The following is a 15,196-nucleotide window of genomic DNA, read 5'->3' as shown; positions in this document are numbered from 1 at the left end:
ATGGTGCGAAGGATACACGAGGTATGCGCTCAAAGGGAGCGATACCCCCTGCCCGTCACCCCTGCTGTGCAATAATATCCCGCCACTTCGCCGGGCCACTCTGATGCACGGAATTACCGCCGGCATCCACTGCAACCGTCACCGGCATGTCCTCGACATCAAACTCGTAGATGGCTTCCATGCCCAGGTCCTCGAACGCAACCACGCGGGACCTTTTAATCGCCTGAGCCACCAGATAGGCCGCTCCGCCGACCGCCATCAGATAGGCCGCCTTGTGATCACGAATGGCTTCAATGGCTACCGGGCCACGCTCGGCCTTGCCGATCATGCCGGCCAGACCGGTCTGCTCCAGCATGGTACGAGTAAACTTGTCCATGCGAGTTGCCGTGGTCGGGCCTGCCGGACCCACGGCTTCGTTACCAATGGGATCAACCGGGCCCACGTAATAGATAAAGCGTCCCTTCAGATCAACCGGCAACGACTCGCCCCGACCCAGCATATCCACCATGCGCTTGTGCGCGGCGTCACGACCGGTCAACAGCTTGCCGGACAGCAGCAGCGTATCACCAGGCACCCAGCTCTGGATCTCCTCGGCGGTTACCGTGTCCAGGTTCACCCGCTTGACGCCCTCGCCCGCTTCCCAGGTAATATCAGGCCAGTCATCCAGTGACGGTGCCGGCAACTCCGCTGCGCCACTGCCATCGAGGGTAAAATGTACGTGCCGGGTAGCGGCACAGTTGGGAATGATCGCCACCGGCTTGTTGGCGGCATGGGTCGGGTAATCCAGCACCTTGATGTCCAGCACCGTGGTCAATCCGCCCAGTCCCTGTGCGCCGATGCCGGTCTGGTTGACCTTGTCGAACAGCTCGAGACGCAACTCTTCACTGCGCGTAGTGGCGCCACGAGCCTTCAGCTCCTGAATGTCGATCGGCTCCAGCAGGGATTCCTTGGCCAGTTGCATTGCCTTCTCGGCCGTGCCGCCAATGCCGATGCCCAGCATGCCCGGCGGACACCAGCCAGCCCCCATTTTGGGGATCTGTTCCAGCACCCAGTCCACGACGCTGTCCGACGGGTTCAGCATGGCAAACTTGGACTTGGCTTCACTGCCACCTCCCTTGGCCGCCACATGAATCTCGACGGTATTTCCCGGCACCAGCTTGTGATGAATGATGGCTGGCGTATTGTCCCTGGTATTCTGGCGCTTGCCATCCGGGTCGGCCAGCACGGAAGCCCGCAGGATGTTATCCGGCAGGAGATAGGCGCGCCGCACCCCTTCATTGACCATGTCGTCCAGGCTCATCTCGGCATCCCAGCGTACATCCATGCCCACATGCACGAATACCGTAACAATGCCGGTATCCTGACAGATGGGACGGTGGCCAGTGGCACACATGCGCGAGTTGATCAAAATCTGTGCAATGGCATCCCGCGCCGCTGGATTTTCTTCCCGCTCGTAGGCCGCATTCATGGCCTGAATGAAATCCTTTGGATGGTAATACGAGATGTACTGCAACGCATCGGCGACGCTATCGATAACGTCGTCCTGACGAATCACGGTCATTAAGGGTACTCCTCATCATTTTTTGGTCAAAAAAGACGACGGTCAGCGTCCTTTCAGCGGCAAAAGTATACTGGAAACAAACCGTCAATGTCCCTTGAGCAGGCACTCTAAATGGGACCCGAAAAAAGATAACGGTATAAATCAGGATTGGCAGTGGGGACAGTAATACAGCCGACGTGAATTACAGGGGCGCTTTTCCACCAGCGTGCCACAGGCAAAACAGGGCTCACCCGCCCGATTGAATACAGCATGACGCCACACACTGCGTCTGAAACCCTGCGCCTGCAGCGGCGCACGCCACTCGGGTGTGTTGGTTACTCCGGCCTCACGCCAGGCCTGTACTGTTATTTGACGCATCATGTCTGCCAGTCGGGTGATGGCGCGAGTCGATAATTCATTCGGCCGCCAGTGCTCACGAAGCCCGGCGTAGAACAGTATCTCGGAGCGCAGATAGTTGCCGATACCAGCCACCAGCCCCTGATCCAGCAAAAGCGACCCAATCTGGCGTCCAGCGAAGCGCCTTGACGTCAACCGCTCGACCAGGGCGTCGGTCTGCACATCGTGAGTAAGCAAGTCAGGTCCCAGCCGGGACAAAAACGGATGCGTCGGCAGGTCATGTTCGTCCCACAGCGAAATGCTCGAGGCACTGTAAAGTCTGGCCACATGAGTAGAGGTAGCCAGTGCAGCCCGCAATGAACGGGTCGATGACAATGGCTGCTCACGTCGTTCAATCCGCCAGCGTCCGTACAACTGATTATGGCTGTACAGCACCTGCCCATTGTCAAAGTGGGTTAAAAGCGCCTTGCCCCAGCTGTCGACATGAGTTACCCGATGAGAAAGCAGCTGAATTTCAGCCGGTTTGAGTTCTGCAAAGGCAAACCAGACATCCGCAAGCGGCCGCCCCGCCAGCACACGATTCAATCGGTCGGCCACGCGACGAATTTCCGGTCCTTCGGGCATCGGTATCAGGCCTCCCTGCCTGTGATGTGTAATACGCTACTGAAGCATGACGTCACTACTTGAATTCGATCAGCCGCTCGTTGAGGGCATGAATCTGATCACGTAATCCAGCGGCCTTTTCAAACTCCAGGTTCTGCGCGGCCTCATACATCCTGTCTTCCAGTTGCGACAGCCGTTCCGTCAGCTGAGCAGCACTCATGGATTTAAGATCGTCAATGCCCAGGTTCGCCTCATCATTACCCTGGCTCTTGCGCCCACGAGTCTTCTTGCTGCCCGGGGCCTGAGCGCCTTCCATGATATCGGCCACGCTTTTGGTAATGGTCCTCGGAGTTATATTGTGCTCTTCGTTGAACGCCAGCTGTTTTTCCCGCCGCCGTGCCGTTTCATCCATGGCCCGCTGCATGGAACCGGTAACACGATCACCGTAGAGGATGGCCTTGCCATGGGCGTTACGCGCTGCACGGCCGATGGTCTGGATCAGGGAACGATCAGACCTTAGAAATCCTTCCTTGTCGGCGTCCAGAATGGCCACCAGCGAGACTTCCGGGATATCCAGTCCTTCACGCAGCAGGTTGATGCCTACCAGCACGTCAAACTTGCCCAGCCGCAGATCGCGAATGATTTCAACACGTTCGACGGTATCAATGTCCGAGTGCAGATAACGTACCCGAATATCATGCTCGGCCAGGTACTCGGTCAAATCCTCGGACATCCGCTTGGTCAGCGTGGTAACCAGTACCCGCTCTCCGACCTCAAGGCGAATGCGAATCTCGGAAAGCAGATCGTCTACCTGAGTGGTCGCCGGACGCACCTCGATTTCAGGATCCACCAGCCCGGTCGGCCGTACCACCTGCTCCGCAACCTGATCGGCATGCTCCTGCTCATACGGACCCGGTGTGGCAGAGACGAAAATGGTCTGGGGCAGGATGCCTTCCCACTCTTCGAAGGTCATCGGGCGATTATCCAGCGCCGAAGGCAGCCTGAAACCGTATTCCACCAGGGTTTCCTTTCGCGAACGGTCGCCTCGATACATCCCGCCAACCTGGGGAACACTGACGTGAGACTCATCAATGAAAACCAGCGCGTCCTTGGGCAGGTAGTCGAAAAAGGTCGGAGGTGCATGGCCGGGCTCACGGCCGGACAGATAACGAGAGTAGTTTTCAATGCCATTGCAGTACCCCAGCTCCAGCATCATCTCGATGTCGTACAGGGAACGCTGTTCAAGCCGCTGGGCCTCGACCAGCTTGTCGTGCTTGCGCAGATAGTCGAGGCGCTCCTTCAGCTCATCCTTGATGGAATCAACAGCCTGCAGGATGGTGTCACGCGGCGTGACGTAGTGGCTTTTCGGGTAGATGGTCATCCGTGGCACCTTGCTGGCCACTTCGCCGGTCAGCGGATCAAACAGGCTGATGGTATCGATCTCATCATCGAATAGCTCTACCCGCACTGCCTGCTCATCGGAGTCTGCCGGAAAGATATCGATGACATCACCCCGTACCCGGTATGTACCACGCCGGAAATCCATGTCGTTGCGCGTATACTGAAGCTCTGCAAGCCGCCTCAGGAAGGCTCGCTGATCAATCTGCTCACCGCGATTGAAATGGAGCCGCATCTTCAGGTACTGATCCGGATCCCCCAGGCCGTAAATCGCCGAGACCGATACCACAATCAGTGCATCGCGACGCTCAAGCAGGGCCTTCGTCGCCGACAGGCGCATCTGTTCGATGTGATCATTGATGGAGGCATCCTTTTCGATGAAGGTATCGGATGACGGTACATAGGCCTCGGGCTGATAATAATCATAATAGGAAACGAAATACTCGACGGCGTTGTCCGGAAAAAAGGCCTTGAACTCACCGTAGAGCTGGGCTGCCAGCGTTTTGTTGGGTGCCATGACAATCGCCGGGCGCTGAAGGGTTTCCACTACGTTGGCCATGGTGAATGTCTTGCCGGAACCGGTCACGCCCAGAAGCGTCTGGAAGGCAAGCCCCGCCTCAATACCATTGACCAGCGAGGCAATGGCTGCAGGTTGATCACCGGCCGGCTGATACGATGACTTGATTTCAAACGCCTTGTTGCTCATGAAGCCTCCATGCATAAAAAAACAGTGACGCTGCGTACGCACCGCCACTGTATATATAGCCACCCCCTGCATCTTGCAAGGGTATCAGCCCATCAACACATTCATCCCTTGCGTGCCTTGAAGCCGAGCGGGCTCAGCGCCCGATTGACCTGCTCCAGCGAGGTCTGACCGTCGACATGGGCAAATGACAACCCGATTTCAACGCTGTCAACGCCGTCAAGCATCATCAATGCCGTCGTGGCCTGGTTCACATCATCTGTCGTCTTGAGTCCTTCAAGGGTAAAGGCCATGGCCATACCGGTATCTCCTGTCTTGACTTTAGCCACTCTGGGCCCCATCACAAGGTAACAAAACGATGACCCTATCGCAGCAACAGTCACGCGGGAGCCTTGCATGAACGACAGGACCGATACGACCCCGACCCTCGGGTCCACCTTCAGCATCATCGAGTTTGCGGGGGCCGATAGCGCAAAATTGCTGGAAGGCCAGGGGTCTGCCGCCACCGCCAGCGCCAACGGGCATTTCGCCCCTTTAGTATGCTTCTGCACTCCCAAGGGCCGCATGCTGGCCAATGGACAGCTGATTCGGCGCGATGAAACCACCTACTGGTTACTGACAACCGCTACCCTGGCCGAAGACCTGCTGACCCACCTCAAGAAATTTGCCGCCTTTTACAAGACAACCCTACGTCTGAGAAGTGAGTTGGCCATTCAGGGATTCATTGCACCGGACGCGACGCTGCTTGATGGCCCCCTGCCGGATACGGCATGGCACACCAGTGCCTGTCAGGACGGCGTACTGATACGCCACCCGGGAGAACACACAAGAATCCTGCGCATTGCCGAACAGCCACTGGATACCGGCATCCATGCCGATACTGCCTCTTGGCAGCTTGAAGATGTCAGAGCCGGGGTCTATTGGCTGGAACATACCCAGCGTGAACAGTGGCTCCCGCAAATGATCAACTGGGAAGCTCTGGGTGGAATAAGCTTCAGGAAGGGATGTTATACCGGTCAGGAAGTGGTAGCGCGGGCCCATTACCGCGGACAGGTCAAGAAACGCCTGATGCATCTGGCAACCGGCACGCTGGTTCAGGATATCCATCCGGGCGACCCGGTCGAAAATGATGCAGGCAAGAATGTCGGTACCGTTCTGCGTGTCGCTGACGGTGAACACCAGCAGGAACTGCTGGCCGTGGTTAATGTCGCGGCACTGGACGCCCCCATGCTGACCTGTGGCCATGCACTGACTCAGGTGCCCCTGCCATACCCACTTGAGCGTCTGGACCCTGAAAGCCTGGTGCACTCCCCGTCCTGAAGCACGACGCCTGAAAGTCCCGCACACATGCTTTTCAGGGGCACTGACAGGTATAGCCTGTCGGTGCCCCTGTCCGTCTCATCCCTGGCAACTGCTCGATCAGGGAGCGCGTCGACGCTGGTGCAGCTCCCGGTTGCGATGGCTCGCCCGAGGAGACTTGCGAAGCGCCACGGTCGTTGCCCCTACGCCGCCCTGATGTGTCTGGGCACTGGCAAAGGCCTGCACCTCTTCAAACTGCTGTAACCACTTCACCACATAGGAGCGAACGATATTGGCATGGCTGGCATCGTCACGCCCCCTGCCATGAATGATCAACAGCGTACGAAGCTCATGGTCAAAAGCCTCGCGAATAAAGGCAAAGACCTCACGGCGACACTCCTCAAGAGAACGGCGAGTGATATTGATACGGGCATCAACGTGATACCGGCCCTGACGCAACTTGTCGATCACGCCGGTCTGAATACCATCACGGCGATATTCCACGGGATCATTGGCGGGAAGCAGCTCCACGAATTCATCGGACAGGAAGTTGCTGGTCTGCTCGGCACGCTGCGCACTTTCACGGCGGGCCAGTTGTGCCTCGGTGGGAGGCCCCGGCGGCTTGATCGGCACCACCCTGTCCCGGGGTTTCAGGGGGATCACCCCGGCCATTTCCTTCGAAAACAGCACCTGATCGTCGTTATCATCCATCGTTGTCGCCCTCTAGCTGTGACATACATGGGTGCAAGGTACGTCACTACTATCGTCGGAGAAGGCGCTTGCGTCCAGTCCCGGGTGAGGTGATGTTGCGGTCGGCATCATGCTCGTGAAAATAAGAGTTCAACGGGTGGCGCGTTGCGGTTGAACGCTGCAGCGCCAGCGCCGCCAGCGCCTGCTGTACCGGCTGAAAGCGAGGGTCAGGGACGTTCTGTTCGTCCTTTCTAGTCCAGCCGATATGTTCAATCACCTCACTGAGTGGGAGCTCATCAAGAGAGCGTGCCAGCACCCACCCTCCCTGATTGCTTTGTACCACCCATCCCTGCTCGACCATCGACGCCATCAGCGTTCGGTAATGACCGCCGACCAGCCGGCGCACCTGCCCCAGTGACAGGTGTCCCCCTGATTTCCGCTGTTCATCGAGCCGCCATAACAGCCCCAGTGACTGCCAGAAGGGAGACCAGTGACGCCAGTCCGCCCGGGAAGATTCACCCAGCAGGGCCGTGATTTCAGCACCTGCCAGCACCAGCGACCAGCTCAGATACACCCACAGCAGAAATAGCGGTACGGCCGCAAACGCACCATAAATCACTTGGTAGGACGTGAAGTGACCGACAAAGATCGAGAACCCGAACCGGGCAGCCTCGAAGGCAATCGCCATGAAAAGCGCTCCCAGAGCGGCATCACGCGCCCTGACACGAGTGCTGGGCACGGCCATGTACAAAAAGAAGAAGGCAGCCAGGCTCAACAGCGGTGGCACCCCCATCAGCAACAGATCCTGACCACCAAACAAGGACGCGGCTCGATTGAAAAACCGCAATGAGGCCAGATAGGACGACAGCGCAAAACCCGCGCCAATCAAGAAGGGTCCAAGGGTCAGTACCGCCCAATAGATCACGAAGCTGGCCAGCCCGCGCCGATGCGTCGTCACCTGCCAGATTTGATTAAATGCCTGCTCAATGGTGTACATCATCAAAAGGGAGGTCACGAACAGAAATCCCACCCCGAATGCCGTCAACTGTCGTGCCTGCGACGAAAACTCGGTCAACTTCTCGAGTACCACCTCTCCCGTGGCCGGTAGGAACTGCTGAAACACATAGGTTTGAAGCTGATCACCCACGCCCTGGAAACTGGGAACCGCAGAAAGCATCGCATACAGCACGGTCGTCAGCGGCACCACGGCAAACAGGGTGGTATATGTCAGCGACGCAGCAGTACGCAGGCCATCATGCGCCATGAAACGTCTGAACACGGTGACTACCGCTCGCCCTGTACGACGGGTTCTGACGCCTGGTGTCCAGTATTGTGACAGACGCGAATACCACACTAGAATGCACTCCCATTGATCATCAGGGTTCGAACCTGCCATGGTTGAGATACCTTATCACACCGACCGGCGCGCTCGACGCCATGCGCCCTTTCAGGAACCGACATGACAACACCTTATGTACTTGTTCTTTATTATTCCCGCCAGGGAGCGACCCGTGCGCTGGCAGACTGCATGGTGGCAGGCATCGAGTCCGTTGCCGGGGTAGATGCTCGCCTGCGCACGGTGCCGTCCGTATCCACGACCTGTGAAGCCACGGAAGCTGAAATCCCTCCCGAAGGGGCTGTCTACGCGACCCTGGAAGATGTCAGGCACTGCGCCGGGCTGGCACTGGGCAGCCCGACCCGCTTTGGCAACATGGCAGCACCGCTCAAGTACTTTCTCGACGGCACCAGCGAGCTGTGGATGACCGGCGCACTGGTCGACAAGCCGGCGGGCGTCTTTACCTCGACCGCCAGCCTGCATGGCGGGCAGGAAACGACCCTGACCAGCATGATGACCCCACTTCTTCACCATGGCATGGTACTGGTGGGTGTGCCCTACAGTGTAACGTCACTGTTCGATACTACCCGCGGGGGAACACCCTACGGCGCGACACACGTCAGTGGTGACAGTGACGAAGCCACGCTCGACACCCATGAAAAGGCCATCGCTCACGCGCAGGGGGTCAGACTGGCCCGTCTGGCGCTGGCGCTGCATACAGGCCGCACGGAGGCGTCATGACACCCGAAGCTCAACCCGCAAAGCGCCCGATGCCGGTCATCGTGTCCTACACCGTCCTCATGGTGATCGCCATCGCCAATGGCCTTTGGCTGATGGCACTACACAACGTCGAGCCGCTGCCGGTAGTCATCCGACTGGCCCCCCTGGCACTTCTTGCCACCGTTTTCTGGCTACCCCGCACTCGCGGGTTTGTATGGCTGGCCTTTGTCGGCCTAATCTATGCAATACAGAGTATCCTGATGATCAAGGCGCCGGGACAGTGGCCCTGGTCCGTCGCCGAAACCCTGGCCGCCAGTGCATTGCTTATTACCGCGCTGAAACAGGCCAGACGGCTCAGGCATGCTGAACGACACGCCGAGACGACAGGCAAAAGGACAACAAAATGACTCAGGACATTGCCAACCTGCGACGAGACTATGACGGCGACACGCTGGATACAGCCAATACGCCCGCGTCTCCGTTCCCGCTGTTTTCCGAATGGCTTCGTGCCGCCGTCGACAGTGACAACCTTGATGCCAACGTCATGACCCTGGCGACTGCCGACGGCAGCGGACGGCCTCATGCGCGGATTGTGCTGCTCAAGGGGTTTGATGAAAGCGGCTTTGTATTTTATACCAGTTACCAGAGTCACAAGGGAGGAGAACTCTCCAGTAACCCCTTGGCATCACTGGTATTCTGGTGGCCTACCCTCCAGCGTCAGGTACGCATCGAGGGCAGCGTGGAACAGGTCGAAAGGGAGCGCTCCGAGGCGTACTTTCACAGCCGCCCACGCGAAAGCCAGCTTGGCGCATGGGTCTCCCAGCAAAGCGTGGAAATCCCGGATCGCCAGTGGCTTGATGACCGCCAGCACCGCTTTGAAAGCGCCTATGCCGACAGTGAGGTGGAGCGTCCCGCCCACTGGGGCGGCTATCGGGTCAAGCCGGACATGATCGAATTCTGGCAGGGTCGGCCGAGCCGGCTTCATGATCGAGTACGTTACCGCCGCCATGGCAGTGACGACGAATGGAGCAAGGTACTGCTCGCGCCCTGACCCCACGACCGGCGGCCGGCTATCCCACCCACGGGCTGGCCGCCGGTCATTTGCCCAGACGCTGACGCTGCCAGGCCGTTGAAGGTTCGTTGAGCATCAGGCGGGCATTGATCACCCCCTCATCCATATCCAGCGACGTGGTAAATCCGACGCTGATCACCAGCGCGCGCATGGCCCGGTTTTCCGGCGCAATCTTGCCATACATCTCAAGCGTGCCCACGTGCCGGCTATAGCGAATCAACTGCTCCATCAACAGGCGCCCCGCGCCCTGTCCATGCATGTCATCGCGCACAATGATGGCAAACTCGGTACGCACATTGTCCGGATCATTCCAGACCCGAGCGACGCCCAGCATGTCGGTGTCTGCGTCATTCACCAGCAGAAAGGCCATCTGACGGTCATAATCAAGCTGCGTCAACCGTGACAAATCGACCTGAGAGAGCTGAGGCTTGTCGCGGAAATAGCGAAAGCGAATGCTTTCACGAGAAAGCCGAGTATGAAATTCAGTTACAAGCGCTGCATCTTCTTCCCGTACCGGACGCAACCGGGCCTGCTGCCCCTTGCCAAGGGTGACGTTTCGCTGCCACTCCTCCGGATAGGGCATGATGGCAAAGGGCGTGGGTGGACCGATCGACAGCCGATAGCTGTCGGCACGAAGCTCTCCGGCGGTCGTAACCTCCAGCGGATTGATATCCAGTACCGCAAGATGTGGCAGATCCGTTGCCATGTGCGACAGGGTAACCAGCAGCCGTGACAACTGATCCTGCAGGTTATCGGGCGCCTCGGACTGGTGTGCAAGGATGGACCAGACACTGCTTTGCTCGATCAAGGCAGCCGCCAGCGCATTATTGAGAGGCGGCAGTGCCACCTGACGATCAGCGGCCTCATCCAGGTGGTGGCCTGCCCGGCCAAAGAATACCACCGGGCCAAACGTGGCATCTCGCGTAATGCCACAGCTGATACTCATCGCTGGCACGTCGTCGCGCCTGGGCTGAATGCAGGCGCTGAACGGGATCAGATTCCTGTCTTGACACCAGGCCCGCTGCCGCGCCCCTTCATCGGCCAGCGCGCTCGGCGTGGCTATCGAGGTGTTTCCCCCGGCATTGATCACATCATCGTTGAAGGGCTGGCAGTTTGCCGGGTGTATCAACCGCAATCGCCAGGGGGGTGAAAAAGGCGGCAGCGATATCGTTTCAGCATTCAGGTAATCATAATGAGCCGGGGTAATGGCCATGCCATACCCTTCCAGCACCTGGCCACATTCCTCATGGGTCAACGCCGAGCGCCGGCGATCAAAGGCCTGCTGAATCAGGTGCCGCGCCTGATCACGTCGTGCAGGTGTACCGGGGAGCTGAACGGCAGGGGGTGTCTGGCGAAGCAGATGCTGTACCTGGCGATAGCGGGCCATCAACATCAGTCCATCGATGGCCTTCTCGGGCGAACGGTAGTGCGCCACCCCGGCCCGCTGACACAACTGCCGCGCTTCGCGGGCATCCTGAAGCCCCATCCAGCAACTCATCCAGGCACTGCGCATGTCCGGCCTCAATGCCAGCAGGCGCTCTGCCACCTCCCGGGATGGCGCCATGCGCGTGGGCACATGAATGGTCAGTACTACATCCACGCCGGGATCATCAGCCACCAGCCTGACGGCACGCTCGAACCGCTCCGGCGTAGCCAGGCTGCCGACATCCACTGGATTATGACCACTCACACTCACGTCCAGCCCCTCGTCGGACAGTGCCTGTCTGCAGGCCGAAGACAGCTCGGCCAGAACGCCACCCTGACGCGCCAGCTCATCCATGGCCAGCAGCGCAAGTCCCAGCCCGTTGGAAACCAGCACCACCCGCTCGCCGGCCAGTGCAGGCAGGCGGGTCAGTGTATCCAGCGCATCCATCAGGCCATCGGAGTGTGCCACGCGCAGCACCCCGGCGCGGGACAGGGCGGCATCAAAGACCTGATCACGCCGTGACAGCCCGGGAGCAAGGGGACGACCGGACAGATCCGTTGAAGCACATCGCCCACTTTTGATTGCAACCACCACGTGGTGGCGCGCCGCCTCCCGCAGGGTCGTCATGAAATGCATGGCGTTGGTGATCTGTTCGATATGAAGCACCAGTGCCCGGTAGCCGCCGGTCTGGTTGAAATGATCCAGCACATCGGCAAGCGTCACATCCACACTATCTCCCAGTGCCACCAGGTTGGAAAACCCGATCCCGCGCGCAGCAGCCCAGTCCATCAGGGCGTGCCCCACCATGCCCGACTGCCCAAGATATGCCAGCCGCCCCCGAGCCACCGGTACACTGGCACAGGAGGCGTTAAGGTAATGGCGCGTCGAAACAACCCCCATGCACTCGGGCCCCATGACCCGCACGCCCTTTCGGCGCACGATGTCATGAAGCCGCGATCGAGTGGAGGCCGGGTCATCCAGCCGGCTTTCACTCCACCGGGCACCGCCGGTCAGAATGATGGCCGCCGATACGCCTCGAGCGGCCAGCAGTTCAAGCTGGTCCGGCACGTCATCCACCGGCAGACAAAAGATGACCAGTTCCGCCAACGGAGTAACGGCTTCCAGCAGATTGACCCACTGAACACCCTCCAGCACATCACCGGCCTGACTATCCGGTGCTACTGCCCAGATTTTTCCGCGAAACCCGCCCTCACGCAGATTGAACAATACTGCCTGCGTCAACGCGTCTTCACGGCCTGGCGCCACCACCATGATGGCGCGGGGCCGGAAGAAATGTTCAACGAATTGAACCCCCATTCCCTTATCCAGCATCATGACCTCATCAGGCACTGCTACACTCGACGACCACGACCCCGGACGATGCACGGAGGTCATTCGAACGCCTTGAGCTTCCACGATAGCGCAGCACATCCACCCTGCACAGGAAAGGCCATGATCACCTCGTTCATTCTGCCGGGGCAATGTCGGCGACACATGATTGCCCCGTGGCACCCGGATCATCCTCGCCGTCTGGACGCCATTGAGCGCCAGCTGGCGTTATCCGGTGTCGCTCGGCAGCTCCAGCACTTTGATGCCCTCCCCGTTGCCCCTGATATGCTGCGCCTTGCGCACACCCCGGACTACCTTGCCTTGCTGGCCGATGCTGCAGACAGCGACACCCCGGTGGCTCTGGATGAGGAAACCCTGGTCAATGCAGATAACTGGGACGCGGCTCGCTGCGCTGCCGGTGGCGTGATAAAGGGCGTCAATCAGCTTTTTCGCAATCAGGCGGACAACGTATTCTGTGCCGTACGCCCCCCCGGCCATCACGCCGAGAAGGCGCAGGGCATGGGATTTTGCCTCATCAACAATGTGGCGCTGGCAGCCTGTTATGCGCGCCGGCATTACGATATCCAGCGCATCGCAATCATTGATATCGATGCCCACCAGTGCAATGGCACACTGGATATCCTGGCCCACGACCATGACATACTGATTTGCACCCTGTACCAGCAGGGGCTGTATCCCTGGTCATCCGCCAATGAAAACGCTCCGAACGTAGAGAGCCTGCCGCTGCCGGCCGGCAGTACCGGCCAGCAGGCAAGAGATCGCTGCCTTCACCAGTGGATGCCTCGCATTGATGCGCATCGGCCGGAACTGATTCTCATCAGTGCCGGCTTTGATGCCCACCGTGATGACCCCATGACAGAACTGGCCTTTGACAGCGGTGACTACTTTGACCTGACCCGGGACATACTGGCCATGGCCGAACGCCATGCCAACGGCCGGGTACTATCAGTACTGGAGGGTGGCTACCACCTGGAAAGTCTGGCCCCGTCGGTGAATGCCCATCTGAGCGCCATGATCGGTCTGGAGCGCCCATAACCGTCCTTCGTGTCCCGAGAGCGATCAACGAGACGGGATCAATTTGCCATTAAAAAACGCGCCCGGGGGCGCGTTTTTTCCTTCAGGCAGGATCCGCTCAGTGATACTCGCGAGTCATGACCCGTTCAGCATAGCCCTTGCCGTAGGTCTTCAGCGCCCAGACATACATCGCCAGCCCCGCCAGCATCCAGAGCCCGAACACCAGCCATTCGGTGCTGGTCAGTGCCGAGGGGCTGAACGGTAGATAAAGGCCGGTCATGCCGATCGATAAGAGCACGGCCAGAACGCCTACCAGCTTGCCCTGACGAACAAAAAACGGCCTAGGCATGTCCGGCTCCCGCACCCGCAACACCAGAAACGACAGCGCTACGAACAGGTAGGCAATCACGATCCCCAGGCCTCCGGCATCGACAAGCCAGACCATGGCAGGACGGCCCAGCAATGGCGCCAGACTAGACAGCACTCCGATCAGAATGATCGCATTGGTCGGCGTTCGGTATTTGGGATGAAGCTTCGCCAGCGGCGCCGGCAGCATACCGGCATGCGCCAGAGCATAAATGGCCCGTGACCCACCGATATAAAACGCGTTCCAGCTGGTGATGATGCCTGCCACGCCGGCCAGAATCATCAGCTTCGAAGCCCAGGGTGCCTGAAAGACCTGCTCCATGGCCGCAGGCACCGCCAGCACGCCGCCACCCAGGGAAGAAGCCGGCATCATCAACGAGGTGCCAAACACAATCAGCGCATACCACACGACGGCCAGAATGACCGACAGGGTCAACACACGGCCGATGTCACGAAACGGAAGATTGATTTCCTCCGCCGCCTGGGGAATGACGTCAAACCCGACAAACAGGAACGGCACCATGATCAGGACCGACATGATGCCACCGGAGCCACCGGTAAAAAGGGGCTGAAGTGTAGTGGTCTCACCGGTGAACAGGGCGCCGGTAATGAACAGGACCCCCACCGCCAGAATCAGCAGCGTTACCAGCCGCTGAATCAGCGCTGCCATGGTAACGCCGAAATAATTGATGGCCATCATGATCAGCGAACCGACCACGCCAACCAGCACCCAGGTCAGTTTCACGTCCCAGCCGGACAGGGTCCACAGATGACCGACGGAATAACCTGGAAACAGGCTTTCAACCACGGTAGGCAGCGCCACGGCTTCAAACGCCACCACGCTGATATAGCCCAGCACGATACTCCAGGTACAGATAAAGGAGGCAAAGTGCCCCAGCGCCCGATAACTGTACACATGCTCCCCACCCACCTTCGGCATGGCGGCAGCAAGCTCGGCATAAGTCAAACCGACCAGCACGACGGCAGCACCACCGATCAGAAAGGCTACGATGGCCCCCATGCTTCCGGCATTGACGATAAAATTACCGGTCAGCACGATCCATCCCCAGCCGATCATGGCACCAAAAGCCAGTGCCAATACGTCCTTTCGGGCCAGCACGCGCACCAGGTCACTTGATTCATTGGATGACGACATGGCAACTCCATTATTGTGTAGTTGTAGATATGTTGTTGTGTGGTGCGTCCAGGCAGTGCCTTCCGGAAGGAGAAGCACAGCCACGTGCAACATAATAGCCACACCTGCCAATAATCAAGCCTTTAAGAGATTCCCACGGCCTTTTCAGGCTTATTTTGTATAAAAA

General features: G+C 58.9%; 13 protein-coding genes. 5 read left to right on the top strand and 8 right to left on the bottom strand.

The window, feature by feature from the left end; all coding sequences use genetic code 11:
* Nucleotides 1-55: 55 nt before the first annotated feature.
* From OQ287_RS03830 to OQ287_RS03815, 4 genes are all read right to left on the bottom strand, one after another.
* Nucleotides 56-1,561, bottom strand: coding sequence for a fumarate hydratase (locus tag OQ287_RS03830; RefSeq protein ID WP_265895645.1), 1,506 nt, complete (start codon nt 1,559-1,561; stop codon nt 56-58).
* A 141-nt stretch (nt 1,562-1,702) separates the two neighbouring features.
* Nucleotides 1,703-2,521, bottom strand: a complete 819-nt coding sequence (gene nei / locus OQ287_RS03825; RefSeq protein ID WP_265895644.1) for an endonuclease VIII — start codon at nt 2,519-2,521, stop codon at nt 1,703-1,705.
* A 55-nt stretch (nt 2,522-2,576) separates the two neighbouring features.
* Nucleotides 2,577-4,604: an excinuclease ABC subunit UvrB gene (uvrB, locus tag OQ287_RS03820; RefSeq protein ID WP_265895643.1), complete on the bottom strand. Its 2,028-nt coding sequence runs from the start codon at nt 4,602-4,604 to the stop codon at nt 2,577-2,579.
* A 101-nt stretch (nt 4,605-4,705) separates the two neighbouring features.
* The gene (locus OQ287_RS03815; RefSeq protein ID WP_250936737.1) at nt 4,706-4,930 is read right to left on the bottom strand and encodes a hypothetical protein; all 225 of its coding nucleotides are present in this window, start codon (nt 4,928-4,930) and stop codon (nt 4,706-4,708) included.
* A gap of 67 nt (nt 4,931-4,997) precedes the next feature.
* On the opposite strand from OQ287_RS03815, the gene ygfZ reads away from it, so the two are divergent.
* A complete protein-coding gene (gene ygfZ, locus OQ287_RS03810; protein WP_265895642.1) occupies nt 4,998-5,921 on the top strand; it encodes a CAF17-like 4Fe-4S cluster assembly/insertion protein YgfZ in 924 nt (307 codons plus the stop codon).
* Between the two features lie 99 nt (nt 5,922-6,020).
* Here ygfZ and smrA read toward each other — a convergent pair whose 3' ends face one another.
* Nucleotides 6,021-6,611, bottom strand: a complete 591-nt coding sequence (gene smrA, locus OQ287_RS03805; protein ID WP_250936733.1) for a DNA endonuclease SmrA — start codon at nt 6,609-6,611, stop codon at nt 6,021-6,023.
* Between the two features lie 49 nt (nt 6,612-6,660).
* The gene (locus tag OQ287_RS03800) at nt 6,661-7,986 is read right to left on the bottom strand and encodes a YihY family inner membrane protein (protein WP_265895641.1); all 1,326 of its coding nucleotides are present in this window, start codon (nt 7,984-7,986) and stop codon (nt 6,661-6,663) included.
* Nucleotides 7,987-8,049: 63 nt separating this feature from the next.
* On the opposite strand from OQ287_RS03800, the gene wrbA reads away from it, so the two are divergent.
* From wrbA to pdxH, 3 genes are read left to right on the top strand one after another with little or no spacing between them, the layout of a single operon-like run.
* Complete coding sequence (gene wrbA / locus OQ287_RS03795; protein ID WP_250936729.1) at nt 8,050-8,667, top strand: NAD(P)H:quinone oxidoreductase; 618 nt, start codon at nt 8,050-8,052, stop codon at nt 8,665-8,667.
* Nucleotides 8,664-9,053: a DUF2069 domain-containing protein gene (locus OQ287_RS03790; RefSeq protein ID WP_250936727.1), complete on the top strand. Its 390-nt coding sequence runs from the start codon at nt 8,664-8,666 to the stop codon at nt 9,051-9,053. Before wrbA ends, OQ287_RS03790 begins: the two co-directional genes overlap by 4 nt.
* Nucleotides 9,050-9,697 (top strand): pyridoxamine 5'-phosphate oxidase, encoded by a 648-nt coding sequence (gene pdxH / locus OQ287_RS03785; RefSeq protein ID WP_250936725.1) that lies wholly within the window; start codon nt 9,050-9,052, stop codon nt 9,695-9,697. The genes OQ287_RS03790 and pdxH overlap by 4 nt, the downstream gene beginning before the upstream one ends.
* A gap of 46 nt (nt 9,698-9,743) precedes the next feature.
* Here pdxH and OQ287_RS03780 read toward each other — a convergent pair whose 3' ends face one another.
* Nucleotides 9,744-12,539: a bifunctional acetate--CoA ligase family protein/GNAT family N-acetyltransferase gene (locus tag OQ287_RS03780; RefSeq protein ID WP_265895639.1), complete on the bottom strand. Its 2,796-nt coding sequence runs from the start codon at nt 12,537-12,539 to the stop codon at nt 9,744-9,746.
* 57 nt (nt 12,540-12,596) lie between these two features.
* Between OQ287_RS03780 and OQ287_RS03775 the strand changes: the two genes are divergently transcribed.
* Nucleotides 12,597-13,529, top strand: coding sequence for a histone deacetylase family protein (locus tag OQ287_RS03775; RefSeq protein ID WP_265895638.1), 933 nt, complete (start codon nt 12,597-12,599; stop codon nt 13,527-13,529).
* Between the two features lie 97 nt (nt 13,530-13,626).
* Here OQ287_RS03775 and OQ287_RS03770 read toward each other — a convergent pair whose 3' ends face one another.
* Nucleotides 13,627-15,030, bottom strand: a complete 1,404-nt coding sequence (locus tag OQ287_RS03770) for an APC family permease (RefSeq protein ID WP_265895637.1) — start codon at nt 15,028-15,030, stop codon at nt 13,627-13,629.
* Nucleotides 15,031-15,196 lie beyond the last annotated feature (166 nt).

It is taken from the genome of Larsenimonas rhizosphaerae, assembly GCF_026240105.1.
GTDB lineage: Bacteria > Pseudomonadota > Gammaproteobacteria > Pseudomonadales > Halomonadaceae > Larsenimonas > Larsenimonas rhizosphaerae.
Note: the sequence above shows the minus strand (reverse complement) of the source record. Positions and strands in the feature narration are given on the sequence as shown.